23 protein-coding genes and 1 pseudogene are annotated in these 25,206 nt (G+C 49.8%); 6 read left to right on the top strand and 18 right to left on the bottom strand.

From position 1 onward, the window contains the following. Positions 1-73 precede the first annotated feature (73 nt). From CI595_RS08265 to CI595_RS27075, 5 genes and pseudogenes are all read left to right on the top strand, one after another. The gene (locus CI595_RS08265; protein ID WP_065541496.1) at positions 74-820 is read left to right on the top strand and encodes an energy-coupling factor ABC transporter permease; all 747 of its coding nucleotides are present in this window, start codon (positions 74-76) and stop codon (positions 818-820) included. 1 nt (position 821) lies between these two features. Then, a complete protein-coding gene (locus CI595_RS08260) occupies positions 822-1,121 on the top strand; it encodes an energy-coupling factor ABC transporter substrate-binding protein (protein WP_095172795.1) in 300 nt (99 codons plus the stop codon). Between the two features lie 29 nt (positions 1,122-1,150). After that, positions 1,151-1,927: a cobalt ECF transporter T component CbiQ gene (gene cbiQ, locus CI595_RS08255; RefSeq protein WP_095172794.1), complete on the top strand. Its 777-nt coding sequence runs from the start codon at positions 1,151-1,153 to the stop codon at positions 1,925-1,927. Then, positions 1,924-2,526 (top strand): annotated as a pseudogene (locus CI595_RS27080) (energy-coupling factor ABC transporter ATP-binding protein); the annotation flags it as partial. The gene cbiQ and the pseudogene CI595_RS27080, both read left to right, overlap by 4 nt. Positions 2,527-2,799: 273 nt before the next feature. Then, entirely contained in the window at positions 2,800-3,588 is a 789-nt protein-coding gene (locus CI595_RS27075; protein WP_242987222.1) for a sirohydrochlorin cobaltochelatase, read from the top strand. Between the two features lie 282 nt (positions 3,589-3,870). Here the strand turns inward: CI595_RS27075 and CI595_RS08245 are convergent, their stop codons facing one another. From CI595_RS08245 to spoIVA, 18 genes are all read right to left on the bottom strand, one after another. After that, entirely contained in the window at positions 3,871-5,196 is a 1,326-nt protein-coding gene (locus CI595_RS08245; RefSeq protein ID WP_095172792.1) for an NADase-type glycan-binding domain-containing protein, read from the bottom strand. 78 nt (positions 5,197-5,274) lie between these two features. Continuing rightward, positions 5,275-5,925, bottom strand: coding sequence for a precorrin-8X methylmutase (locus CI595_RS08240; RefSeq protein WP_095172791.1), 651 nt, complete (start codon positions 5,923-5,925; stop codon positions 5,275-5,277). Between the two features lie 14 nt (positions 5,926-5,939). Beyond that, entirely contained in the window at positions 5,940-7,448 is a 1,509-nt protein-coding gene (locus CI595_RS08235; RefSeq protein ID WP_095172790.1) for a cobyric acid synthase, read from the bottom strand. Positions 7,449-7,469: 21 nt separating this feature from the next. Then, complete coding sequence (locus CI595_RS08230) at positions 7,470-8,540, bottom strand: pyridoxal phosphate-dependent aminotransferase (protein ID WP_095172789.1); 1,071 nt, start codon at positions 8,538-8,540, stop codon at positions 7,470-7,472. 11 nt (positions 8,541-8,551) lie between these two features. Further along, positions 8,552-9,523 carry an adenosylcobinamide-phosphate synthase CbiB gene (cbiB, locus tag CI595_RS08225; protein ID WP_095172788.1) on the bottom strand — a complete coding sequence of 324 codons (972 nt, stop codon included), beginning with the start codon at positions 9,521-9,523 and terminating at the stop codon, positions 8,552-8,554. Beyond that, positions 9,517-10,134 (bottom strand): histidine phosphatase family protein, encoded by a 618-nt coding sequence (locus tag CI595_RS08220; RefSeq protein WP_095172787.1) that lies wholly within the window; start codon positions 10,132-10,134, stop codon positions 9,517-9,519. Before CI595_RS08220 ends, cbiB begins: the two co-directional genes overlap by 7 nt. Further along, positions 10,127-10,513, bottom strand: coding sequence for a bifunctional adenosylcobinamide kinase/adenosylcobinamide-phosphate guanylyltransferase (locus CI595_RS08215; protein ID WP_095172786.1), 387 nt, complete (start codon positions 10,511-10,513; stop codon positions 10,127-10,129). The genes CI595_RS08220 and CI595_RS08215 overlap by 8 nt, the downstream gene beginning before the upstream one ends. A gap of 206 nt (positions 10,514-10,719) precedes the next feature. After that, positions 10,720-11,508, bottom strand: coding sequence for an adenosylcobinamide-GDP ribazoletransferase (gene cobS / locus CI595_RS08210; RefSeq protein ID WP_095172785.1), 789 nt, complete (start codon positions 11,506-11,508; stop codon positions 10,720-10,722). Continuing rightward, a complete protein-coding gene (locus CI595_RS08205) occupies positions 11,495-12,058 on the bottom strand; it encodes a bifunctional adenosylcobinamide kinase/adenosylcobinamide-phosphate guanylyltransferase (protein ID WP_095172784.1) in 564 nt (187 codons plus the stop codon). The genes cobS and CI595_RS08205 overlap by 14 nt, the downstream gene beginning before the upstream one ends. A gap of 62 nt (positions 12,059-12,120) precedes the next feature. Then, a complete protein-coding gene (cobT, locus tag CI595_RS08200) occupies positions 12,121-13,170 on the bottom strand; it encodes a nicotinate-nucleotide--dimethylbenzimidazole phosphoribosyltransferase (protein ID WP_095172783.1) in 1,050 nt (349 codons plus the stop codon). A 38-nt stretch (positions 13,171-13,208) separates the two neighbouring features. Next, a complete protein-coding gene (locus CI595_RS08195; protein ID WP_095172782.1) occupies positions 13,209-14,594 on the bottom strand; it encodes a cobyrinic acid a,c-diamide synthase CobB in 1,386 nt (461 codons plus the stop codon). Positions 14,595-14,604: 10 nt separating this feature from the next. After that, a complete protein-coding gene (gene cobK / locus CI595_RS08190) occupies positions 14,605-16,584 on the bottom strand; it encodes a precorrin-6A reductase (protein ID WP_095172781.1) in 1,980 nt (659 codons plus the stop codon). After that, positions 16,577-17,308 carry a precorrin-3B C(17)-methyltransferase gene (gene cobJ / locus CI595_RS08185; protein ID WP_095172780.1) on the bottom strand — a complete coding sequence of 244 codons (732 nt, stop codon included), beginning with the start codon at positions 17,306-17,308 and terminating at the stop codon, positions 16,577-16,579. The genes cobK and cobJ overlap by 8 nt, the downstream gene beginning before the upstream one ends. Beyond that, positions 17,301-18,419, bottom strand: coding sequence for a cobalt-precorrin 5A hydrolase (locus CI595_RS08180; protein ID WP_095172779.1), 1,119 nt, complete (start codon positions 18,417-18,419; stop codon positions 17,301-17,303). Before CI595_RS08180 ends, cobJ begins: the two co-directional genes overlap by 8 nt. After that, positions 18,416-19,180: a precorrin-4 C(11)-methyltransferase gene (gene cobM, locus CI595_RS08175; protein WP_095172778.1), complete on the bottom strand. Its 765-nt coding sequence runs from the start codon at positions 19,178-19,180 to the stop codon at positions 18,416-18,418. The genes CI595_RS08180 and cobM overlap by 4 nt, the downstream gene beginning before the upstream one ends. Beyond that, positions 19,177-19,878: a precorrin-2 C(20)-methyltransferase gene (gene cobI, locus CI595_RS08170; protein ID WP_095172777.1), complete on the bottom strand. Its 702-nt coding sequence runs from the start codon at positions 19,876-19,878 to the stop codon at positions 19,177-19,179. The genes cobM and cobI overlap by 4 nt, the downstream gene beginning before the upstream one ends. A 163-nt stretch (positions 19,879-20,041) precedes the next feature. After that, positions 20,042-21,214 carry a cobalt-precorrin-5B (C(1))-methyltransferase CbiD gene (cbiD, locus tag CI595_RS08165; RefSeq protein ID WP_095172776.1) on the bottom strand — a complete coding sequence of 391 codons (1,173 nt, stop codon included), beginning with the start codon at positions 21,212-21,214 and terminating at the stop codon, positions 20,042-20,044. A gap of 308 nt (positions 21,215-21,522) precedes the next feature. Next, complete coding sequence (gene spoIVA / locus CI595_RS08155) at positions 21,523-22,992, bottom strand: stage IV sporulation protein A (RefSeq protein WP_095172774.1); 1,470 nt, start codon at positions 22,990-22,992, stop codon at positions 21,523-21,525. A gap of 319 nt (positions 22,993-23,311) precedes the next feature. Here spoIVA and CI595_RS08150 point away from each other — a divergent pair, with 319 nt between their 5' ends. Continuing rightward, the gene (locus tag CI595_RS08150; RefSeq protein ID WP_095172773.1) at positions 23,312-24,952 is read left to right on the top strand and encodes a putative DNA modification/repair radical SAM protein; all 1,641 of its coding nucleotides are present in this window, start codon (positions 23,312-23,314) and stop codon (positions 24,950-24,952) included. Positions 24,953-25,206: the final 254 nt, after the last annotated feature.

Below are 25,206 nucleotides of genomic sequence, written 5' to 3'. Positions count from 1 at the left end.
GTGTTTTTACCGCCAGGTTTTTTTATACCCATTTGGGCATTATATTACTCAATCAGAAGGAGGAAAAGACAAAATGAGTAAGCAACAAAAAAGAATTATTGTATTGGCCAGCATGTTCGCACTGACCTTTGGTATTGTGCCGAATGTAAGTGCCATGCACATCATGGAAGGTTATCTTCCCGGAGGGTTCTGCATCGCATGGGGTGTGATCTGCGTCCCGTTTTTGATCGCTGGTTTTATGTCCATCAAGAAAACCCTGAATGAACACAGAAACCTGATCACCCTGCTGGCTATGTCAGGAGCCTTTGTATTCGTGATCTCATCCCTTAAGATCCCATCAGTGACAGGAAGCTGTTCCCATATGACAGGAACCGGGCTTGGCGCTATCCTTTTCGGCCCCAGCGCAGTTTCCATTCTGGGAATCATTGTGCTCCTCTTCCAGGCTATCCTGCTGGCCCACGGCGGACTTACCACCCTGGGTGCCAATACTTTTTCTATGGCAATCGCAGGACCTTTTGTATCTTACGGAATTTTCTTTATCTGTAAAAAATGCAAGGTGAACCGATATGTTTCTGTTTTCCTTGCAGCGACCTTGGGTGACTTATTTACATACTGTGTAACTGCCGTACAGATGGCACTGGCTCACCATGCAGACACTACCATCATGGGCGCTATGGGAAAATTCCTGCTGGTGTTCGCACCCACACAGTTACCTCTGGCAATTATCGAAGGCGTCATCACAGTTCTTATCATCATGGGTCTTGAGACCTATGCGAAACCGGAACTCCGTACCATCGGTTTTTTAAAGGAGGCAAAGTAATATGAAAAAAACAGTGATTGGATTATTAGTTGTGATCATTCTAATTGCGTTCATACCGCTCTTCGCTTTAAAGGACGCAGAATTCGGCGGCTCTGACGATGCCGGCAGCCAGGTGGTGGCGGAAGTGGACTCCGGTTTTCAGCCCATAGCAGAACCGATCCTTGAAAAAATACTTGGCCGCGAGCTTCCCGGTGAAGTGGAAAGCCTTTTGTTCTGTGTGCAGTCTTCCATCGGAGTTGGCATCCTGGCCTTCTTTATGGGGCGCTTTGTAGAAAGAAAGAAGCTGGGAAAAGGAGAATGATACTTTGCATCCGGCGAAAGGAGTAACTTATGATAACCATTGATAAGCTTTGTTACAATTCCAAGCTTAGATATGAAAATGCCGGTGAAAAGTTTGCGTTCGCGATGATTACACTTCTTTTCTGTGTGATGAGTCGTTCCATCGTGGTCGCATGCATTGTTTTAGCAGTCACAGGGATTCTCACCGTTTATAAGGGGGGAATCCCTTTTTCCCGCTATATCCACTTTATGACTGTGCCGCTGGCTTTCCTGATCTTGAGCACCATTGCCATTGTTTTGAATTTAAAACACGAGCCCTTGGATCTATTTGCCGTTTCTATAGGCAGTTGGTACCTCACAGGGAGCGTAGACGCGCTATTTTATGCCCTGCAGTTGATTCTGACAGCTCTGTCCGCAGTCTCCTGCCTGTATTTTCTGTCCATGACGACCCCCATGCCGGACATTCTGAATGTACTGGGAAAGCTGCACTGCCCCAAACTGATGATTGAGCTGATGCTGCTTATTTACCGTTTTATTTTCGTGCTGCTGGATACTGCCTATTATATTTCCACGTCACAGAACAGCCGCCTGGGAAACAGAAATTACAAGACAAGCTTAAAGTCCTTCGGTGCCCTCGGATCTGTCCTGATGATCCGGGCGGTTAAGCGTTCCAATGCCCTCTACAGCGCCATGGAGGCACGCTGCTATGACGGCACCATCCATGTTTTGAATGAAACCTATCCTCCCAAGAAAAAAGTGATCGTGTGGATTGTTTTATTTGAAATCATTTTATTTTCCATAACTATCTGGAGGAGGTTCTTCGCATGAACAATGACATCATATTAAAAGCAGAGAATTTATTTTTTTCATATGACGACGAGAATTCCCATTCGTTAAATGGTCTCAGTCTGGAGATCAAACGGGGACAGAAGGTTGCTTTTATGGGCTCCAACGGCTCCGGAAAATCCACTTTCTTTCTGTGCTGCAACGGCATACACCGCCCTTCCTCAGGCACCCTGTATTTTAACGGCGAACCGGTCACCTATGACAAGAAAGGCCTTTTAAAGCTGCGAAGCAAAATAGGGATCGTGTTCCAGGACCCTGACAACCAGCTTTTTTCAGCCAGCGTATACCAGGAGATCTCTTTTGGCATCCTCAATCTGGGTGTGTCAGAGGAGGATGCCAAAAAAGAGGTGGAGGAGGTCATCGAGCATCTGGAAATCACCCCCTTCCGCCATAAACCCACCCACTCTTTAAGCGGAGGCCAGAAAAAACAGGTGTCCATCGCTGATATCCTTGTCATGCATCCGGACATTATTATTTTAGATGAACCGGCAGCCGCCCTGGACCCCAAGCATACCACCATGGTGAACCAGATTGTAAACCGTCTGACAGAGGCCGGGATCACCGTCCTCATGGCAACCCATGATGTAAATTATGCCTATGAGTGGGCGGACGAGATCATGCTGTTTCACGAGGGAAAAGTTCTCATGCACGGCACCCCGGCTGATGTGTTCAGCAACAAAGCAGTGCTGGCCCAGACTAACCTGGAAGCGCCTGCCGTGCTGGAACTGTTCGACAGCCTGTGTATGAAAGGTATCTTAAAGCCCGCGCTGCCTGTTCCCAAAAATCTGCAGACCTTAGAAAAATACATAGCAGACGTCAATATCAATACTACACACTACGGAGGAATATCACCAGTGAACATGAAGACAAAGAAAGCGATCCTGGCAGTCAGCTTCGGCACCAGCCATGATGACACCAGAAAGGTTACCATTGATGCCATCGAAGATTCTATGAGACAGGCTTTCCCGGAGTATCCTGTCTATCGGGCATGGACCAGCAAAATGATCATCCGAAAGCTTAAGAACAGGGATAACTTGATCATTCCCACGGTAAAGGAAGCCATGGAGCAGATGATGTCAGACGGCATTACAGATGTACTGGTACAGCCCACCCATGTGATCAACGGCATCGAAAATGACCTGATGAAAGAGGATGCCCTTACCTACCGGGATTCCTTCCATTCGATTTCTTTCGGGGACCCGCTTCTTACCACGGAGGATGACAGCCACAAGGTTATTGCTGCCATTGCGGACGAATTCTCTCATATAACAGAGGAACAGGCACTGGTATTCATGGGGCACGGCACAACCCATTTTGCCAACTCCATCTATGCTGCCCTGGATTACACCTTCAAAGATAAAGGATATCCCAACTTCTTTTTGGGCACCGTGGAAGCCTACCCCTCTATGGAGAGCCTGAAAAAAATGCTGAAAGCCTACCAGCCGAAGGAAGTGGTGCTGGCGCCCTTTATGATCGTGGCCGGTGACCACGCCAAAAATGATATGGCGGGGGATGATCCGGAATCCTGGTACAGCCAGTTTAAGGACGAGGGATATGAAGTGAAGGCTGTGTTAAAAGGTCTCGGAGAATACGAGGGCATACGCCGTCTCTTTATTGACCACATCCGCGCAGTTGACAGATAAGGGTAACAGTTCGGACAAGCTGAACCGTTACGCATCCAGCCATTAAAAATCGCTTTGCGATGGGCCGGATAAAGCTGGCACTACTTTTTCATACAGTCAGCGCAGTAAATGCGCAGACCTGTCTGAACTGTTACAAATATGGTTCACTGTCGTACAGGTCTCCGAATTCACTGGTCCGGCTGTAAGAAAGCCCCTTTTGGATGACCTTGGCAGCAGACAAAAAGCCATGAAACAGAATTATAGCTTTCTGTTTCATGGCTTGATCATTTCTGCCCTGATCTTTTATTCATATAGTTCAACTTCTGAAATGCAGTTGTCATTCCACCGGTCTCCCTCAAATCCGCTTTTAATATAAAGGGATACATAAGAAGCTTCCACCGGTTCATCAAAGGAAAGACAGAACGCCTTCTTTTCATTGGAAAACTCCACATCCTTCTTCTGGGAATCTCCCACACTGATGGTCAGGGACGCCGGTCTGGCATTTGCCTTCCACATATCTTCACTTCTCCAGTTCCCCAGGTAAAGTACCATGTAGCGCACTTTGTGGGCCTTGTCAAAATCCAGACGGATACCGGTACCCTCCCCCAGTCCGTCTTCCCCCTCCTGCCAGGAGGAAGCAGTATCCCCATCTACAGCGCTGGCCGCGCTGTAATCATAATTATCGGAGGACTGCTGGGAATTCTGGTCCGTGGAAGCAATGGAGATTTTTTGAAATTTGGAGAAATCTATGCTGTCCGCATCCACTGACTTAAAATATTCCTGTTTCTTTTCTTCCTTTTTTTCTTCTTTGGGCTTATCTTCCTTTTTCTCTGCCTCTTTGTCTTTTTCTTCTTTTTCAGCCTCCGCGCCGCTGTTGTCCTTCTCTCCGCTTTCCGTCTCTTTTTTGGCATCCGCTTCCTTATCGGCTGAACCCTGCGTATTTTCTGAATCCTGCCCCTTGGCTCCGGCGGTCTTGTCTTCCTGTTCTGCTTTGGCGTAGTATGCCTTTTTTTCCTCATCCATCTGCTGCATGGCGTGTACCCCCCACAGGACTCCAATGAGAAGACAGACAATTAAAATACATCCGGATATGAGCCAGACCGGATTTTTCTTCTCCGGTTCTCCCTGCCGCTTTTCTTTTTTCGGCTTGTAGGAGGATTCTTTTGCCGCTTTCTTTACCAGATCCTCAAAGGGCAGTTCATCCGTATCCGCAAGGTCTTTTGGGTTCTCCTCCTTCTGCAGAAATGTTGGAGGCGTCTCCCTCTCACGCTCCGCCGCCTCTGCATCCGTATCCTCTAACGTATCCTGACTCAGCTCCTCCGTCACTGTATCCCCGAAAACAGTGCCTTCCCCATCCGTTTCTGTATGGTCTGTCCTTTCAGGTTTCGGAGGTTCTGCCGCTGCTTTTTCTTCTTTTGGTTCCGCTGCCGCATTTTCAGCTCTCTGTTCTTGAGGATCGCTTTCTTTTGCTGCGGCGGTTTCCTTTTTTATATCCTTCAGTTCTTCATCGCTTTTATAAAACTCCCAGATGTCGTCCTCATCCATGTATTCCTCGAACACCGCTTTTCCGCACTTTGAGCAGAATAGATCGTCGTTGTCCAGCTCATGGCCGCATCTTTCACACTTCATATTATACTTCCCCTTCCTGTTCTTTCCCTTTGTATTGAAGGTCTGTTTCCGTAACTGCTCAACGGTCTGAACAGTTCTCTATTTCCAGTAGTCTCTCTCATTATCGATCATATAGAGAAGTGCATTGCAGATACAGGCTGCGATATTGCTGCCGCCTTTTCTTCCCCTTGCTACAATGTAGGGCACCCCTGTCTCCATGATCATTTCCTTAGATTGTACCACATTTACAAAGCCTACCGGAACCCCAATTATTAGATATGGGGAAATTTTTTTCTCATTTATCAGCTCATACAGGCGGACCAGAGCTGTGGGCGCATTGCCGATGGCAAAAATAAGAGGTTTTCCCATAGAGGCAGCCTTATCCATACTTGCAACTGCACGGGTCGATCCCTGACTTTTTGCCGCACAGGCAACATCTTCATCAGACATAAAACAAAAAACCTCCCCGCCGTACTTTTTAAGCGCTTTCTTGTTGATACCTGCTTTTGCCATCTGCGTATCGGTCACAATACAGGCACCGTTTTTAATGGCTTGAATCGCCTGTTCCACTGCGTGGTCGGAAAAACAGAGATTATCTGCATAGTCAAAATCTGCACTTGTATGAATACACCGTTTTACGATCAGCTCTGTACCGGGCACCAGTTTTTTGTCCCCCAGCTCCTCTGTGATAATCTCAAAACTTCTGGTTTCAATCTCTTTTGGTCTTACATTTTCTAATTCTGTCTTCATCTTATCCGCCCTTTCTATATGCCGGCTTCCAGGATTTCATATATCTTTTTCATATCCAGATGCTTTCTCAGCCCATCTGCCAGAATATCATACTGCGTTTCCTTGAATTCTGCAAACTCCACACCTGTCATCTGACTTACATCCAGGCCTTTTACTTCCCCTATAGCTTCCACTATCTTCTTTGCCACTTCCTCTTTGTCGAAAATACCGTGGACATAGGAACCGTAGACATTCCCCGCATAAGCCCCGTCCTCTTTGGAACTGCCCTTCACGGTGTCCGTGATCCTCACAAGCGGTCTGGCCCCTTCCCGCAGGGACGAAATACCCATATGGATCTCATACCCCGCAAGTGACACGCCGGAAAGTCCCTTCAAAGCGCCCTCCACCTCCGGGAAGCAGCCCTCCACCCGGGTCCTTGTCTTTGCCCCCTGAAATACCGTATCCATAGGAAGAAGTCCCATGCCCTTGATCTGCCCTCCGGCCTCCACACCGTCAGGGTCCGACAGAGTTTCACCCAGCATCTGGTAACCGCCGCACACACCGAAAATGATCTTTCCCTCTGCTGCCTTCTTTAAGATTGCAGCCTCCAGACCGTTCTGCCGCATCCAGAGAAGGTCTTCCATAGTGTTTTTGGAACCCGGCAGCACGATCATATCCGGATTCTTCAGATCACGCACTGTTTTCACATAGCGCACCGATACCCCGGGTATCACCTCCAGGGCATTAAAATCTGTAAAATTGGAGATGCGCGGAATACGAATGACGGCAATATCAATTACATCTACTTCCTGTTTTCCGTCAAAGCGTTCAGTAAGGCTGTCCTCATCCTCCACCTCAATATTTAGGTAGGGTGCCACTCCCACTACGGGAATGCCGCTTTTTTCCTCCAGCATTGTGATCCCCGGATCCAGAATGGTCTTATCTCCCCGGAATTTATTGATGATCATGCCCTTGACGATTTCCCTCTCGTCCTCCTCAAGGAGCATCACCGTGCCGATCAGCTGTGCGAACACACCGCCCCGGTCAATATCTCCCACCAGAAGCACCGGTGCTTTCGCCATTTTAGCCATTCCCATATTTACAAGGTCTTCCTGCTTCAGGTTGATCTCCGCAGGACTCCCCGCGCCTTCAATCACTACAATATCATATTCTGATGCCAGTTTTTCATAAGCTTTCTTAACTTCCGGGATCAGGTTCCTTTTATATGCAAAATATTCTCTCGCACTCATGGTTCCCAGAACCTCTCCGTTTACGATCACCTGGCTGCCCGTCTCATTTGTAGGCTTTAACAAAATAGGATTCATGTACACAGACGGTGTAATGCCCGCGGCCTCAGCCTGCATCACCTGCGCGCGGCCCATCTCCAGCCCCTCCTCCGTGATGAAGGAATTAAGCGCCATATTCTGTGACTTAAAAGGTGCCACCTTGTATCCGTCCTGTTTGAAAATACGGCACAGACCTGCCGTCAAAAGACTTTTCCCCGCATTGGACATGGTGCCCTGCACCATAATTGCTTTTGCCATTTCCCGTTACCTGCCTTTCTCTTATGGTATCTGTCTATACTTGCTGTCTGCGGCCGGTATCTCTCCAAGCACACGCAGAAGTTTATCATTTTCTTCCCTGAGTCTCACCGCAATCCGGTAATACCCTTTGGAAAGCCCGTAGTAATTGCTGCAGTCCCGAATTAAGATTCCCTTTTCAAGACAGCTCTTTTGAAGGTCTTTCGGCCCTTTAAAAAAGATATAGTTGGCGCTTGAGGCAAACGTCTCATACCCCAGACGCCCAAGGCCTTCCAAAAGATACGTGCGTTCCCTGTGTATCACGGCCATGGAATGCTCCACATATTCCTTCTCCGAAAGTGCGGCGATGCCGGCCTCCTGAGCCAGAATTGACACATTCCAGGGCTGGGTCACCATCTGCATGTTTTCAAGGAGTTCCCTGTTCCCGCACAGCGCGTATCCCAGCCTGACACCTGCCATGGCATATCGTTTTGTAAATGCCTTCAGCAGAAAAAGGCTGTTATTCTGCTCTAAAAGAGGTTTCATGGTGTGCGCTTCGGGATGTTCCACAAAGTCAACAAAACACTCATCCAGCATAAGGATACAGCCGCATTCCTGACAGCGAAGCAGCACTTCTCTCAAGAATGCCTGCTCCATGAGCACACCTGTGGGGTTGTTGGGATTGCAGAGAAAAACCATATCCAGATCCTCTGTGATATCATCCAGAAATTCCCTTCCCACAGAAAATCCACGGCTCTCCTCCAGCACATACCGCTGAATCCCGCATTCTACCGTGGCAAGCGCCTGCTCATATTCCGCAAAGGTGGGGGCAGGAAGCAGCGCCTTTTTTGGCTTCAGCGCCAGTACCAGGGCAAAGATCAAATCCGCCGCACCATTCCCGCAGATAATCTGTTCTGCGGGAACCCCCTCATAATGACTGATTGCGTCTCTGAGACGCTCACATTTTACATCCGGATAATGGCAGACCTGCTCCATGGCCCTGGCTACAGCCTGTTTTACAGACTCCGGGGTGCCGAAAGGATTACAGTTTGCAGAAAAATCCGTCACATTTTGATGGCGGTAGACATCACCGCCATGGGTGTGGTAACTTATCATTTATTTTCTCCTTACAGTAACAAAAAAATGCCCATGCGGATCAGTGCAAAAAACAAGGTTCCCAGGGCTGCGCTTACATACAGAAGGCGGTTTGCCCTCGGAATATCCTGTATCTCCACTTCCCTGACCGCATCTCCGATGGTTGGTTTTTCATATAATTTTCCGAAATAAAATGCATCTCCCGCAAGCTGGATATCCAGTGCACCTGCCATGACTGCCTCTGTCTGGGCAGAATTAGGGCTTGCATGATTGTAGCGGTCCCTTAAAAATATTTTCTTTGCATTTTTCCAGTCAAATCCGGCGCACAGGGAGGCCAGTATCATCAGCCAGGCACTGATCCTGGCGGGTATGTAATTGGCAATATCGTCCAGCCTGGCCGCATACCGTCCAAAATTCAGATATTTGTCATTTTTATATCCCACCATGGAGTCCATGGTATTGATCCCCTTATACAGGAACATAAGGACAGGGCCCCCTATGGCCATGTAAAACAGGGGGGCAATAATTCCATCGGATGTGTTTTCCGCAATGGTTTCCACTGCCGCCTTCGTCACACCTGCTTCGGACAGACTTTTGGTATCTCTTCCCACGATCATGGAAACCGCTGTTCTGGCTCCCGGCAGATTCGGCTTTTTCAGTTCCTCATACACCCGCATACTCTCCGCCTTCAGGGATTTCACTGCCAGCATCTGATAACACATAAAGGTCTCCAGTACAATTCCCAGAACCGTATGGATATGATATGCCAGATACAGAAGTAAAAACGGAACCCCTCCGCTGCCCAGACAAATCAGCAGCACAAGGAAAAAACCGGCTGTTCTCTCCCCTTTGGGCGTTTTTGGAAAAACCCGCCTCAGCATTTTTTCCAGCAGCGTGATCCCGTTTCCGATCATGCGGACAGGATGGTACAGCCATCTGGGGTCTCCCAAAAGCAGATCTATCATAAAGCCCAGTACCAGGGCCAGTGCTGTCCATTTCACCATGTCTTGTCAAATCCTTCCTGTGTATATTTTCCAGTCACCTCTATCTTTTGACTCTCTTTCCATTTTTCTTCATCAACCAATATTTCATAGCCCTGGGCATTCTTTACCTGCCAGTCAAAATAACTTCGGTCTGAGTCGGCAAGGATACTGAGGATACTCATAATGGTTCCGCCGTGCACCACAAAAGCCGCTGTAGAAGTCCCATCCTCCAGACACTGCTCCAGGCAGCGGACAAATCCCCACACACAACGTATCCTGAACTCCTCCCGGCTTTCCCCCTCCGGAAAAGGCAGGGTTCCGTTACTGTCAATCCATGCCTGGTATCTGGGTTCCCCGGAAAGTTCTTTATAATTCTTGTTCTCAAATATTCCGAAATCGCACTCTTTCAATCGTTCTTCCGTCTCTTTTTCTATCCCCGGAAACAAAATTTCCGCAGTCTGGGTGCACCGGAGCATGGGACTTACAAAAACCCGCTTTACAGGCGGGTAGGAGAATTTTTCAAGGAGACAGATACCATCCCTGCTAAGAGGCTCGTCTGTGCGGGATCCAATGTAACGTCCCAGCTTGTTTCCGGCTGTCATGGAATGACGGATCAACAAGATTCTAAGCATCTTTTATCACCGTCCCGATTCCGCAGGTCACCCGGACAACACGCTTAGCCCTGGCTGCTGTCCTGGTACAGATCCTGCCCACAGCCTCCCGGTATTTCCGGTCAAAGGCATCCACAGGAACCACGCCATAGCCCAATTCATTGGATATGAGCACGATCTCAGGGTTTTTTCCGGACAGTTCCTCCTCCAGCTTGGACAGATTCCTGTTCTCCAAAAGCCTGGCACGTATCCACTCATGGAAATGATACAGGCATCTGGCGGAAAAAATATCCTCATAGGAGGCTTTCGCACCGTCCTTCATATCCTTTTCCTCCAACCCCTGTACTGCCATAGCATATTCTTTTTTTCCCTGAAATGCCCCGCCTATAATAAGCTGCATATGCCTTTCCTCCAATCATTTGTTATGTAATGGCTTGTTACTATTCACGGCTGCTATCCCACGAGGTGTTTTTATGCGCTTGCGTATGAAAATTCCGAGGCAGCCAGCGCGATATGGGGCAGAATGCTTCATATCTGTGCATCGCGAAGCGTGTTACTGTTTACAGAACTGCGTTTTTTGCAGGACTGTGAATAGTAACAATGGCTTTATAGATGACGCACGATCACCTCACCGGCCACTGCGAACAGGGCAATGGCAAGTTCACAAATCTGCATATGGAAACCAGCCAGATCCCCCGTGATCCCCCCAAACTGTTTCATGGACATGCGGTAGTAGTACAGGTATTCCAGCCCGGCGCCCAGAACGGCAGCTCCGCCAATAACCGGCTGATAAAGGATCATCAGGACTGCCGCTGCCAGAGAGAATAATACGGAAACCACCCTGACCGCTTGTTTTTGGGCACCATCTGAAAAAGCTGCCGCAAGCCCTGTATTTTTGGCCATGGGAAAGGATGCGATGGAAAAAGCCCCCATCCCTCTTGAGAGAACAAATCCCAAACACACCACCGGAAGCCCCGCACTCGTCATCTCACTGTAGACACCAAAATACAGAAGAAAATAGCAGATACCCACAATAATGGCAAAGGCGCCTGCATTGGAATCTTTTAATATTTCCAGTTTCTTCTCCCTGGGTTGATAGGAATTCAGGGCATCCGAGGTATCCAGAAGGCCGTCCAAGTGAATGCCGCCGCTTATGGCAACGGGTATCAAAAGCAGAACTATTGTCATAAAAACACGGCTGTCCAGAACGTTTGGGGCATATGTCCCCCAGAGCCAGGAGAGAACTCCGATCACCACGCCGATCAATGGAAAAAAGCACATGACATAGCGCATATTTTCCTTTGTCCATTCACTCTGTGGCATGGGAATCTTGGAATACATGGAAAACGCTATCTTAAAACTGTTCCAAAATTGTCCCGCCTTACTCTGTCTCATCACACATTTCCCCCATCCTGTCATTTTTATCTGTCCTGCTCTTGTATGTGAGGGGCAGTCCATACACGACCTCTGTGACCTGGCAGGCCCGGCGTGCTGTTTCCCGGTTGATCTCCCCCAGATATTTCTGGTACTGCCTGGTCTCCTCATCATACTCGATCCCGTCTGAAAAAATCTCATTTGTCACGACCACCAGCTCCGCTGCCTGTGCTTCCAGGGAGGCAATGCCCTCCAGAACCGCCTCCACCGTCCGGCTCCCGGCACCGTCTTCCTGAAACATCTCATTGGCTGTCAGGTTGGACAAGCATTCCAGAAGTACGCAGGCGCCTTTTGGCACCTGCACGTTTTTAAGCCCTGTGTAACACTCTATCGTTGTAAATTTCTTTTCCGCACGCATACGCCTGTGGCGTTCCACACGCTTCTTGCTCTCCTCATCAAAGGGGTACATGGTAGCTATATAAATCCTGTCGCCATCGCCGAATCCTGTCAGCACATCCTCCGCAAAGGCTGATTTTCCGCTCCCGCTTCCCCCTGTCACCAAAGTTATCATAATTTGCTCCAATCTCCCGGTACAGCGGCCTATGACCCGTCACATGGTAACCTTCCCGTGGATCAATCTAAAGGCACGTAAGCATCCATACCGATACCGCCGAAATCACTCATGCCGTAAAATACCGCTGTTGCGATATCCAGAAGCGGGAAGAACGCCACTGCTCCTGTCCCCTCTCCCAGGCACATGTCACAGTGAAGACAGGCTTCCTTTCCGAGAGCCTCAAGGAGCAGATGGCCCGCAGGCTCTTTGGATACATGGCTGGCAATCATATATTGTTTCGCAGTGGGGCAGATTCCGGCTGCAACCAGCGCGCCAGTAGCTGAAATGACACCGTCTATCACCACCGGGATCTTAAGGGCAGCGCCGCCCAAAAACAGTCCGGCAATGGCTGCGATATCAAATCCGCCCACTTTTGCCACCACATCAATCGCATCATTTTTATCCGGTTTGTTTACCTCAACAGCCTTTTTGATCGCATTGATCTTACGGTTCAGTCCCTCACTGGAAAGTCCCGCGCCGCGGCCTGTCATGTTCTCCACAGGCATATCAAGGAGCACAGAAGCCACCGCACTGCTGGTGGTGGTATTTCCGATTCCCATCTCACCGGTGGCGATCACGCCATAGCCCTTTTCTTTCAGCATTTCCACCATCTCGATGCCCGTCTCAATGGCCCGGATGGCCTGCTGCCTTGTCATGGCCGGCTCCTTTGTCATATTTTTTGTCCCGTAGGCAATCTTGCGGTTTAAGATGCTTACCTCTTTTGCCACCCCTACATCTACAGGGAAGATTTCCGCGCCAACGGTTTTACACATAATACTGGAAACCGCTTTTGTCTGCAGGAAGTTCTCTGCCACAAGGGCTGTGATCTCCTGACCGGTCTGGGTCACGCCCTCCTCAACCACACCATTGTCCGCACACATGGGGACAAGTGCTTTCTTTTCCAGATGGATATCCAGGCATCCCGTGATACCGGTGATCTGTACCAGAAGGTCCTCCAGCTTACCCAGGCTGTGAAGGGGATGCGCGATGCTGTCCCAGCGCTTCCTGCTCTCCTCCATCACTTTCTCATTGACCGGTTCAATCCTTTTTAAAGCCTCTTCCAGTTTCATGTTCCTTTCCTCTCTTCCTCTGTATATTTCTATTTCCTTTATTTTCCTGTTCTTCTGTACTCTAGGCACTTCTCCAGAAACGCCTGCGGCAGCTTGGGATTTCCATAGTAATAAAAATGGGGAAATCCTGCCAGCAGATGGTCGGAAGCGTGCAGGCAGCTCCAGGACCTGCTGCTCATAGGCTTCTCTGCCAGAAAGTCTTCTCCGCAGGAGGTGGAATCAAAGTAATGGAACTCATGGGCCGGACTCTTCCCAATCCTTTTTCCAAAAACGGTTCCCTCCCTCTGGGTGAGTGTCACATACCCGAACCGTCCCAGTTTTTCTGTCCTGTACGCATGGCCCGGTATGATGCCCACACCGTCACATGGATTTTTGTCCATATCCTCCATGGACTCGTGGAGGTACATAAATCCCCCGCACTCTGCCAGAACAGGGATCCCTCTCTGATATTCTGCCAGAATGGCCCGGCGAACAGAATAATTATCCTCCAGCTCTTTGCCCAAAAGCTCCGGATACCCACCGTAAAAGATCAGGCCGCAAAGCCCCTCGGGCAGCCGCTTGTCATGGATAGGAGAAAAATATACGATCTCTGCTCCCATCTGCTCCAAAAGCTTTAGATTGTCCTCATAGACAAAGCAAAACGCCTCATCCCTGGCGATTCCGATCCTCACCTTCTCCGGCAGACAAAACGCATAGGCGCTGTCCTCCTTCCATGGCCTTTTGGGTGAAATCTCAGGGGCATTTCCGGCGATCTCAAGGATTTTATCCACACAGAGTGTCTGCTCCAAAATTCCGGCCAGCTTCATAAGCTTTTCCCGGAACCCCTCCACTTCCTCCGGCATTACAAGACCCAGGTGGCGGCTTTCAAGAACACAGTCCTCCACTTTGGGGACATATCCCAGGACAGGTATGGAAAGTTCCTCCTCGATCATTTTTTTCACCCTTGGATACAACATGGCTGTCATCTGGTTCAGGATCACACCTGCGATCCGGCTGTCTTTTTTGTATTCCGCAAATCCCTTGATGTAAGGGAGCACAGATACGCTCATACCCCGGCAGTTCACGATCAGGACCGCAGGGGTCTCCGTTACATTGGCCAGTTCGTAGGCGCTGGCTTTGCTGGTGATTCCGCCCACCCCGTCATAATACCCCATGACGCCTTCCATGACCGCAATATCCATATCGCAGCTGTTCTTTGCAAGCAGGTACCGCACCACATCGCCGTCCGTAAAAAAGGTGTCCAGGTTCCTGGACTTGGTTCCAATGACTTTTGTATGGAACATAGGGTCAATATAGTCAGGTCCGCACTTGAAGGAAGCAGTCCTAAGCCCACGGTTTTTTAAGACCTGCAGGATCCCGCAGGTGAGCAGAGTCTTGCCGCTGCCGCTGGCACCGGCACAAAGAAGTACACGCGGTATTTTCATATCATCTCTCCTATCTGATATCCCCTGTGCAGGAAATAATGGTGATCGGATTTTCCCCCATCATCATATGGTAAGGCCCTGCTTTCCTGGCCCTTCCCACACTGAGCTGCACCACCTCTGTGTCTGTGACCGGCAGTTCCTTCAGACACCGCAGGGCTTCCGCCACACTCTCCAAAGCAATGCAATTCATCACGATCCTGACACGGGGATTTTTGTGGAGCAAAAGTTCCATGATCGCTTTCATGTTCCCTGACGAACCCCCGATAAACGCATGGGTGGGTGCCTCCAGGCCGCGAAGTACCTCCGGTGCCTCCCCTTCCACAATGGTCAGGTTATCTGCAGCAAATTTCATTTTGTTTTTCAGAAGCAGTTCCGCTGCCAGAGATTTCTTCTCAATGGCATATACCCTTCCCTCTGCTGCCCGAAGAGCCATTTCCACAGAGACCGAACCGGTTCCGGCTCCCACATCCCAGCAGACAGAATCTTTTAAAAGACCTAGTTTTGCAAGGGAAACGGTCCGTATTTCCTCTTTTGTCATGGGTACCTTGTCCCTTACAAATTCCTCATCCCGAATTCCATGGGTGGCAGGCCTTGGCACATATGTTTCATTTTCCACATATACGACGCTCAGGGCGTCTCCGGTATAAGAGACAAAATCCTCAGGATATCCGGTCAGGATCTTTTCCTGGGCATAGGAGAGCTGTTCCCCTACAAACAGACGCACCCGGTCCATATTGTATTCCTTCAGCTTTTTTGCCAGAGCCGACACACCGTCACTGCTGCCCAGGATGGAGAACACCTTCTCATGGGTGCGGATGGCTGCCACAAGATTTGCCTTTCTTCCATGGGCACTGGTGATAAACGCATCATCCCAGGATTTCCCAATCTTTCCCATAAAATAAACCAGGGAGGAAATTCCGCAGATGATCTGTACATGATATCCGGAAAGCTTTTCCAGAAGTTTTCTGGCGCCGCTGTAAAATCCCACATCCCCGGACAATACCACCGCAATTTTCTCATATTCCGGGTGTTCCTCTATGTACCTGCTGATCTTATCACTGTCATACTCTATGCAGACATCCTGCCCCTCAAGGGCTGCTGCCTCCACCATACGTCTGGCGCCGATCACCAGCTCTGCCTTTTCAAGAACCTGCTGCGCCTCCGCTGTCATGAGCATTGGGCTTCCCACACCGATCCCCACAAGAGAGATCTCTTTTGGCGGGCAAAGGGCAAACTGACTGCAGAGCATTTTTCTGCACTGGGAAAGGGAGATCCCTTCCTCCAAAAGAGGCCTTCCCACCACCACAGGCACACAGCCTGTCTCCCGGGCCGCATCCAGTTTTTCCTGATATCCTCCGGTAGTGCCCGACATTTTTGTGACCAGGTATTTGCAGTCAAGCTGCTCGATCATGGCTCTGTTCATCTCTTTTGAAAAAGGCCCCTGCATACAGATCAGGTTTCTCCCTTCAAATCCGTGTGCCGCACACTGCTCTGCCACATTTGCCAAAGAGAGCACCCTGGCAAACACTCTGTCCTTATATCCCGGAATGACTGTGTATTTTGCGATCTCCTTGCTCCCGGTGGTCACCAAAATATTTCCCCGGGTGCCCTTCAGATACTCTGCTGCCTCATCCACACTGGACACGTAAACTGCCCGATCATTCTTTTCCCCACTGTCTTTGCTGCTGCGAAGAAGCCGTACATAACGGCACCCTGCCTTCTCGCAGGCAGCGCGGATATTCTTTGTCACCTCAGCCGCATAGGGATGGGTGGCGTCAATGACCGGGTCCGCCTGGATCTCCACCATAAGCCTTTCCATTTCCTCCCTGTCGAGGCGGGTATGGGAGACGGTCATACGCCCGCTCTTCGGCAGCAGTTCTTCTCCGTATTCCGTGGCTACACAGATATGGGAAGGGATCGACTGGCTGTCCAGAAATTCAGCGATCTTACGTCCTTCCGTGGTGCCGGCAAACACAAGGACCTTACACATTTTTGTAACCTCTGGGCGTCACCATCCTGCCGCCAATCTCCTTTGTCTGGGAATTGCCAACGAAGACTGTGGTAAACATATCCACTTTTGTCTCCCTTAACTCTTTCAGGGTCATGACCTTCATCTCCTCCCCTTCCCTTCCGATATTGCCCACGATTCCGCAGACCGTGTCTTCTGCCTTATATTTCATCATCAGGTCACAGGCCTTCATCAGGTAGTCATGGCGTTTTTTGCTGGACGGGTTATACAGGCAGACCACAAAATCCCCGTGCGCCGCATCTGTCAGCCTGCGCTCAATTTTCTCCCATGGTGTCAGCAGGTCGCTTAAGCTGATCAGACAGAAGTCGTGGATCAAGGGCGCACCAAGGACTGCTGCCCCTCCGGTGGCTGCCGTGACCCCCGGAATGATGGAAAGCTCCACGTCAGGATATCCTGTGCCCACCTCATACATAAGGCCTGCCATGCCGTATACACCTGCATCCCCGCTGCAGATCATAGCAACTGTCTTTCCTTTCATAGCCTCCTCAAAGGCCATTACACAGCGCTCCACTTCCTTCTTCATGGGCGTTGTGAGAAACTCCTTTCCCGGAAAATGGTCCTTTACCAGGTCCACATACACGGTATATCCAATGATCACATCACTGTTCTTCAGGGCCTCTGCGGCCTCGATCGTCATCTTCTCATAGGCACCCGGACCGATGCCTACCACGTATAATTTATTCAAAATGCACACTCCATTTCCTTCTGGCAAGAGCAACGGTCACGCCGTCCTCCGCGTATTTTCTTAAGATCAGCATACTCTTCACACCGTCCTGGCTGCTGCCGAGGACTGCACTCCGTTCACAGACATTGTCAACACCTGTGACCTCTTCCACAAATCTTGACTCCGCAAAGGTACCTTCCACCAAAGCCAATTCTTCCTTTGCGTAAGTCACAAAAGGCAGATTTCTGTCCCGGCAGTAACCGATAATGCCCGCCTCATCTTTTTTCAGATCAATGCTGGCCACCCGCTCCATGGATACAGAGGGGACCAGAAGTTCATCACAGGCTCTTCTGATGACCCGTTCCACCGTTTCCTTTGGGGTATCCTTTCTGCAGCCCACGCCCACAGTCACCACTCTGGGCACCAGATACAGCGTGTGGACAAAGGGATGTTTCTGGTAACTGTTTGTCACATAGATACCGATTTCCGGCTTCTCTTTTTCCTCATCCAGGAGCACCAATTCAGAGGGAATGTCCCCGATCCACGGAAAATCGCTGGCAAATCCCACTTCCTTTCCATCCACAAGCGCGGCTGATATCTCTTTCGCCAGATCCATGTCAGAGATATAGCACCCGTTTTTTCTGGCAAACACATCCACTGCGAACTTTTTATTGATGTCCGTCGCTGTAGTTATGACCGGTGTGGCGTGAAGGATATCGGCGATCTCTTCCGTGAGTTCATTGGCTCCTCCGATATGACCGGAAAGCAGGGAAATGGCAAAACCGCCCTGCTCGTCCACCACAATGACAGCCGGGTCTATCTTCTTGCTGGTCACAAAAGGAGCAATGCTGCGCACAGCGATTCCGCAGGCCCCCACAAACACAATGGCGTCGGAATCCTGGAACCTCCTGCCTGCCCACTCTTTAATGGAGGCATCCACCGGCTTTGCAAACTGCTTCACATTGCGGAAGGATCTATCATCCACCTCAAGCTGTGACTCGTCCATGACTTTTTTCGTATATTTGCTTTTTGTATATGACTCCACCTCATACCCGCGCTCTTTCATCACCCAGTAGAGCATTTCGCTCAGACGGTATCCCGCACGGCTGAAGCTGATAATGGAAACTTTCATATGGAATCCGTACCCTTTCTGAATTCTGTTGTAAATCCGGGATCATATAATTTGGAACGGTCATACCCGTTGTGTGCCACCACATCGCCGATGATCATAAGTGCCGTCTTGGTGATATGGTTCTCTCTGGCAGTCTCAGCCAGGGTACCCACCGTACAGACAAAGGATTTCTCATCCTCCCAGGTAGCCTTGTATACAATGGCAGCCGGCGTATCTGCAGTATAACCGCCTGCGATCAGCCGTTTGGAAAGTTCCTCCAAAAGGCCTGTGCTCAAAAATACCACCATAGTTGCATGGTGTGCGGCAAAAGACTCAATGCTCTCTTTTTCCGGCACAGGGGTTCTGCCTGCCATTCTTGTAATGACCACACTCTGAGACACATTCGGCAGGGTATATTCCAGATCCAGGGCTGCTGCAGCCCCGCTAAAGGAACTTACACCGGGACAGTAGTCATAGGCAATATCCTCTTCATCCAGTACATCCATCTGTTCTCTGATGGCACCGTACAGACAGGGATCTCCTGTGTGGAGGCGCACGGTCATTTTCTTCTCACTCTCGGCTCTGCGCATAACCTCCAGCACTTCCTCCAGTGTCATTTTGGCACTGTTGAAAATCTCACAGCCTTCTTTGGCATATTCCAGAAGCTGCGGATTCACCAGGGAACCTGCATAGATGATCACATCTGCTTCCTCCAGAAATTTTTTCCCTCTCAGGGTGATTAAATCCGGGGCACCGCTCCCCGCTCCAACAAAATGTATCATAATGTCTCCTTCTCTTTTGCAATGATCAGGGAATAATAACCGGACTGTTCCGGTATATCCTCTGCACGCTCATAAATTTTTTCTGTGGGCATACCACAGTCCTCGATCATAACGGCTGCCTGTCCGCTTTCCAGTATGCTTTCCCGCACCTGTTTCAGTTTCTTTCCTGTCTTCATCAGCACCTTTGTGCCCGGAAGCTTCAGGATATCATCCATGGTATCCGCATTATACGTGGCCGGGATCACATGAAGAGGCTCTGCCATTTCCACAAGCCCCATGTTCAGTCTGGCCGCCACTGCACAGAAGGAGGTAATGCCGCTTACGATCTCCGCCTTATATCCGCGCTCCACAATCCTTTTATGTACATAGAGGTAAGTAGAATACACGGTGGGATCTCCCAAGGTGAGAAAGGCCACGTTTTTTCCCTCTTTCAGCCAGGCCTCCACATCGTCTGCCGCTTTGTCGTGATTTGCCTCCAGAACCTTCGGGTCCTTTGTCATGGGCATGGCAACGGGAATGAGTTTTTTCTCATCCAGGCCGTCATAGGCGCCCTTTACGATTTTATAAGCCACACTCTCCTTTACGTTATTACCGGGCACGGCAATGACTTCGCTTTCCCTTATCAGGCGGAGTGCTTTGAGTGTCAGCAGTTCCGGGTCTCCCGGTCCCACCCCTAATCCAAATAATATACCTTTCATCTGTACTATCTCCTTTATCTTTTAGTATCTTGTTGTAACTGTTCGGAATCCTCAAGGTCACACAATAAACCATGCAGGATCGCCTTTCGCCATGGCATTTGCCTGACGGAGGAATGCTTTCTTACGGTCAATGCAGTGGATGCACAGGCCTACGGAACAGTTATCACTTGTTCTCTTTTTTAATATCCTGTTCCCTCAGTAGCGCCGTCAGTTCCCCGGCCTTTTCTGTCTCCCCCAGATAACCGAATTCATTTGAAAAAATAACAGCGCCCAACATCATCCTGTCGTATGCACGATGATGCAGATAATAAGAGATCCTGTCTGTTATCTCCTTTATGGTCTCCTGTAGTTTTCCTTCTCTTTCAATAAGGACCAAGGCCTCATCCGTAGTGACTGTATTTAAAATTTTAAGCGCCGCAGAAGCGGATATTCCTGCACGCATGGCATTGGAGGCCAAAACCTCGGCTCTGGCATCCGCGCAGCGGGAATGGGTGTTCATGATACCTGCTGCCACTTTTACGAATTTTCCGATATGGGATACAAAAAGAATGCCTTCCACTCCCATAGAAACTGCCATGTCAATCGTCTCACCCACGTAGTTGCTGCATTTCATGGCTTCCTCAAGGGGAAGGTCCATATGCTCCTTCAGATATGCGGAGCCATAATTGCCGGGGGTCACCAGAAGAAAACGGCTGCCGTTTTCCACCCGCTGGCGCATTTCCACTTCTATGGTCTTTATCAGTGCGCTTTCACTCATAGGCTCCACAATACCGGAGGTCCCCAATATGGAGATACCGCCCTGAATGCCAAGTCTAGGGTTGAAGGTTTTTTTTGCTGCCTCCTCCCCTCCCGGGACACTTATGATGATTTCCAGGCCGCCCTCATAATCATACTCTGAGCAGACATCCTCCACTGCTTTCAGGATCATACTGCGGGGTATTTTGTTGATCGCCGCATTTCCGACCGGCTGCTCCAAACCCTTTTTTGTCACACGTCCCACCCCGGATCCGCCGTCAAGCACGATCTTTGCTTCCCCTGTTTTCCTTACCCGGGAAAGAATCTCCAGGCCATCCGTCATATCCGGATCATCTCCCGCATCCTTACGCACGGCGCAGGACACATGATCCTCCCCTTTTTCAATATGCCCGATCTCCAGATTCAGCCGTATTCCTTTGGGTGTCAAAAAAGGGATCTCCCGGATCTCCTCTCCTGACAAAAGCATCTGCACTGCAGCTTTAGAGGCCGCGGCTGCACATGTTCCGGTCGTGTAGCCAAAACGCATTTTCTTATTATTCCTGATAATGTAATAGTCTTCCAAACCAGTCTTATGTGTCATATGTACTTGTCTCCGAATCGGCCAAAGTCTGCCGCTTTTCTTTCTAAAATAAAAACCGCTGCCAGAAAACTGACAACGGATCTTTTCTCTTTTGGGTTACAGCAGAATAAAAATGATACACTTATCCTGTTGTCTTGAACTGTCCGGTTGCCGCAGACGTCCCCATCTCCGGCTCCGCACGTATCTGGCTGTACAGTAACGGACTTGCACAGGAATTTCACCTGCTTCCGTAACGTTTCCGGGTCATATAATCACTGTTGTAATTATATAATTTTCCCTAGGAAAAGTCAATGTAAAAAGAAGTTCTGTCAGATGATGATGCAGACCAGCCCGCCTTTGCTGTCATTGACAATTTTCTGCATGGTATCCTGGAGTTTTACCTGGCTTTCATCACTGATCTGTACCAGCTTGGTGTGAATGCCGTCCTCCACCAGCTGTCCGATGGATTTGCCAAAAATATTGGTCTGCCAGATGCTCTCCTGCCGCTCATCACTGGTCTTGATATATTCGATCAGATCTTTTGCCTGCTCCTCACTACCCACGATGGGTGCGATCTCTGTCTCAATATTGGCCCGTATCATATGGATGGACGGGCTGACTGACTTGATCTTCACGCCGTATTTGCTGCCCTGTTTGATAACCATGGGCTCTTCCAGCCTGATCTCCGATTTATCTGGGGTCACCACACCGTAGCCTTTCCCCCTGACAGAGGAGATTGCTTCACGCACCTTCACATATTCTTCCTTCATCTTAGCCAGCTCCTGCATGGTGTGGATCAGCTCATACTCATCTGAAATAGAAACTCCGGTCATTTCACTTAGAACTGCATAATACCAGTTCTCATCCATATCCACCCGTATCCGCACTTTGCCGGTGGACAGATCCAGGGCTTCCGGTACCAGATTGCGCACATACTGGGACTTGAGGACCATCTTATCCCTGGTGGCATCCTTCACATATTTCATCTTTCCCATAAGTTCCCGGATACAGCTTAACAGTTCTGCCTTCAGGTAATGGTCTGTGGGAAGGATCTCCACCCATTTCGGAATAAAAAATTCCATCTGCACAATAGGGAACTCATATAACACCTTTTCCATGATCCTTGTCACGTCGTCCCTGCGCAGCTGCTCACAGTTTACACTGAGGACACCTGCCTGGTACTTCTGTTTCAGCTCCTCACACAGAGCAAGTGTCTCCTCCTTGTAGGGCTTCTGGGAATTTACCAGGATCAAAAACGGCTTTCCCGCTTTTTTAAGCTCCGCAACGGTTTTCTCCTCACTCTCTATGTAATTATTCCTGGGAATCTCTCCAAAAGAGCCGTCACATGTGATGACCAGGCCGATGTTGGAGTGCTCCTCGATCACCTTTTTTGTGCCTGTCTCCGCTGCCTGATGGAAAGGTATCTCATAGCCGAACCAGGGCGTCTTCACCATACGCTCCTTGCCGTCCTCCATGTTTCCTGCTGCATCGGGCACCATATACCCCACACAGTCGATAAGACGTATTTTCGCAGTCACATCATCACCGATCTTAATTTTAGCGGCATCTTTTGGAATGAATTTTGGCTCCACCGTGGTGATCAGTTTTCCGGAACCGCTCAAAGGAAGCTGGTCCCTTACCTCTTTCTGTGCTGTCTCTTCCATGTTGGGCAGTGCCGCCAGCTCCATAAAGCGGCGGACGAACGTGGACTTTCCCGTCCGTACCGGTCCCACTACCCCTATGTAAATTTCTCCTCTGGTGCGGGCTTGTATGTCTTTATAAATGTTATATGTATCCATGAAAATACCCCCTTATCGTACTGCTAAATTATATGCTCCCGGCCCCTCAGATATTCCCTTTCTTTCAAAAAACGTTACTGTCACAGCCCTGAAAAAACGCAGTACCGCGAACAAGAACAAAAAGCGTTACTATTCACAGCCAGCAAAAAACGCAGTTCTGTAAACAGTAACAAGCTTCGCGATACACAGATATGGAGCGTTCTGCCCCAAATCGCGCCGGCTGCCTCGGGATTTTCGATATCGAACATTTGTTCTTGACACTTTTTTGCCGCTGTGTTATTCTGTAATCAGAACATATATTCGGAAGGATTTGATCACTATGTACTTATCATCATCCCTGACTCTGGAAGAAAAATTGAAAATATTATCCGATGCAGCCAAATACGATGTGGCCTGTACCTCCAGCGGCTCTGACCGCCGCGGGGAAAAGGGCAGTCTGGGCAATTCCGTAGCTGCCGGCATCTGCCACAGCTTTGCCTCCGACGGACGCTGTATCTCCCTTTTAAAAATACTATTATCCAATGAGTGCATCTATGACTGCAAATACTGTCTGAACCGCCGCTCCAACGATAAGGTACGCACCACCTTCACCCCGGACGAAATCTGCAGCCTCACCGTGGAATTTTATAAAAGAAACTATATAGAAGGCCTCTTCCTCAGCTCCGGCGTAGTAAAGAATCCCACCTACACGATGGAGCTTATGTACCGGAGCCTTTATCTGCTGCGCACCAAATACCATTTCCGCGGCTATATCCACGCCAAAGCTGTACCCGGAGCCGCCCCGGAGATCATCGAACAGATCGGCTATCTGGCTGACCGCATGAGTGTCAACATGGAACTACCCACCAGAGAGTCTCTCCAGGCCCTGGCTCCCGGAAAAAGCCATGAAAACATACTAAAACCCATAAAGCAGATTCAGCACGGCATCACAGACTACCGCCTCTCCATCGGCAAGTCTGCCCAGATGGAACGAAGCAGCGCCAACCGCTACCTCCCCAATTCCATCTTCAAAGCAAAAAAAGAAACGCAGGACACCATCACCGGCACTTCCCGCTCCGGAACCTTAAACGGTCCTCTGGCCTCTGGCGGTCCGCATTCCGCCACCCCTGCGCCTTCACCCCTGTCAGGAAATACGGAAACCACGGTAACTTCCTCCGTCATCCGCCCTTCCGACTCCCGGAACATGACCGCGCCCTCTTCCTTTGCGGGAAGTCCGTCCTTCTATTTCCGCCAGGACGCCCCCGCCTTGCCTGCGGCCCAAAGCCGCTCCTTTGTCCCTGCAGGCCAGAGCACCCAGATGATCATCGGCGCCACCCCGGAAAACGACTACCAGCTCTTGCAGGTGACCCAATCCCTGTATCAGCAGTTTGATTTAAAACGAGTCTTCTTTTCCGCTTATGTTCCGCTGAACGAAGACTCCAGCCTTCCCTCCCTGGACACAGCCCCGCCCCTCCTAAGAGAACACCGTCTGTACCAGGCAGACTGGCTTCTGCGTTTTTACGGTTTCCATGCAGAGGACCTTTTAGACCCCGGCCGCCCAAACTTCAACATCCTCCTGGATCCCAAGTGCGACTGGGCTCTGCGCCACCTGGAACTGTTTCCCATTGAGATCCAGACTGCATCTTACGAAGACCTGCTGAAAGTCCCCGGCCTGGGCAACAAATCCGCCTATCGGATTGTCCAGGCCCGCCGGACCAACCGTCTGGATTTCCCAGCCCTAAAAAAACTGGGCGTCGTCCTAAAACGCGCCCAATACTTCATCACCTGCAGCGGTAAAATGCTCTACCGCACCCCCATCGAAGAGGACTTCATCACCCGCCAGCTCACCTGCACCGACCAAAAGACCACCTGGTCCCTGGACCACCCCCAAACCTACCGCCAGCTCTCCCTCTTCGACGACCTAAACCTAACCACCCCCGCCCCCGAAGACCCCCTAAAAACCCTAAGCGGCCAATTATAATCTTTTTATTTTGCTTTTTATTTTTTATCTTTTTGTATTTTATCTTTTTATTTTTTATCTTTTTCACACCGTTCAACCGCCAATACCCAGGGAAACTCGGGTGGGAGAGGCCAGGGGCGCCGTGTCTGCGGTAAGCGATGTACAGTGGAGCGGCCCGGAGATCCACCTGCGCCAGTCACTTAGTGAAGAGCCCATTGGCGATGAACTTAGTGAATGGCAGCAGGTTAGCTCCGGACCAGCGGAACCCTTCGCTC

Source organism: Blautia hominis, from assembly GCA_002270465.1.
Lineage (GTDB): Bacteria > Bacillota > Clostridia > Lachnospirales > Lachnospiraceae > Blautia > Blautia hominis.
Note: the sequence above shows the minus strand (reverse complement) of the source record. Positions and strands in the feature narration are given on the sequence as shown.

Bases quoted from the DNA above. Each gene is read 5' to 3' on its own strand.
- CI595_RS08245 (WP_095172792.1), bottom strand. From the start codon at position 5,196: ATGAAGTGTGAAAGATGCGGCCATGAGCTGGACAACGACGATCTATTC.
- CI595_RS08215 (WP_095172786.1), bottom strand. From the start codon at position 10,513: ATGCAGCTTATTATAGGCGGGGCATTTCAGGGAAAAAAAGAATATGCT.
- cbiD (WP_095172776.1), bottom strand. From the start codon at position 21,214: ATGACACATAAGACTGGTTTGGAAGACTATTACATTATCAGGAATAAT.
- spoIVA (WP_095172774.1), bottom strand. From the start codon at position 22,992: ATGGATACATATAACATTTATAAAGACATACAAGCCCGCACCAGAGGA.
- CI595_RS08220 (WP_095172787.1), bottom strand. From the start codon at position 10,134: ATGCTTAGAATCTTGTTGATCCGTCATTCCATGACAGCCGGAAACAAG.
- CI595_RS08240 (WP_095172791.1), bottom strand. From the start codon at position 5,925: ATGAAGACAGAATTAGAAAATGTAAGACCAAAAGAGATTGAAACCAGA.
- CI595_RS08265 (WP_065541496.1), top strand. From the start codon at position 74: ATGAGTAAGCAACAAAAAAGAATTATTGTATTGGCCAGCATGTTCGCA.
- CI595_RS08180 (WP_095172779.1), bottom strand. From the start codon at position 18,419: ATGAAAGTTTCCATTATCAGCTTCAGCCGTGCGGGATACCGTCTGAGC.
- CI595_RS08235 (WP_095172790.1), bottom strand. From the start codon at position 7,448: ATGGCAAAAGCAATTATGGTGCAGGGCACCATGTCCAATGCGGGGAAA.
- cobM (WP_095172778.1), bottom strand. From the start codon at position 19,180: ATGATACATTTTGTTGGAGCGGGGAGCGGTGCCCCGGATTTAATCACC.
- cobS (WP_095172785.1), bottom strand. From the start codon at position 11,508: ATGAGACAGAGTAAGGCGGGACAATTTTGGAACAGTTTTAAGATAGCG.
- CI595_RS08150 (WP_095172773.1), top strand. From the start codon at position 23,312: ATGTACTTATCATCATCCCTGACTCTGGAAGAAAAATTGAAAATATTA.
- cbiB (WP_095172788.1), bottom strand. From the start codon at position 9,523: ATGGTGAAATGGACAGCACTGGCCCTGGTACTGGGCTTTATGATAGAT.
- cobT (WP_095172783.1), bottom strand. From the start codon at position 13,170: ATGAAACTGGAAGAGGCTTTAAAAAGGATTGAACCGGTCAATGAGAAA.
- cobI (WP_095172777.1), bottom strand. From the start codon at position 19,878: ATGAAAGGTATATTATTTGGATTAGGGGTGGGACCGGGAGACCCGGAA.
- CI595_RS08260 (WP_095172795.1), top strand. From the start codon at position 822: ATGAAAAAAACAGTGATTGGATTATTAGTTGTGATCATTCTAATTGCG.
- cbiQ (WP_095172794.1), top strand. From the start codon at position 1,151: ATGATAACCATTGATAAGCTTTGTTACAATTCCAAGCTTAGATATGAA.
- cobK (WP_095172781.1), bottom strand. From the start codon at position 16,584: ATGTGTAAGGTCCTTGTGTTTGCCGGCACCACGGAAGGACGTAAGATC.
- CI595_RS08195 (WP_095172782.1), bottom strand. From the start codon at position 14,594: ATGAAAATACCGCGTGTACTTCTTTGTGCCGGTGCCAGCGGCAGCGGC.
- CI595_RS08205 (WP_095172784.1), bottom strand. From the start codon at position 12,058: ATGATAACTTTGGTGACAGGGGGAAGCGGGAGCGGAAAATCAGCCTTT.
- CI595_RS08230 (WP_095172789.1), bottom strand. From the start codon at position 8,540: ATGATAAGTTACCACACCCATGGCGGTGATGTCTACCGCCATCAAAAT.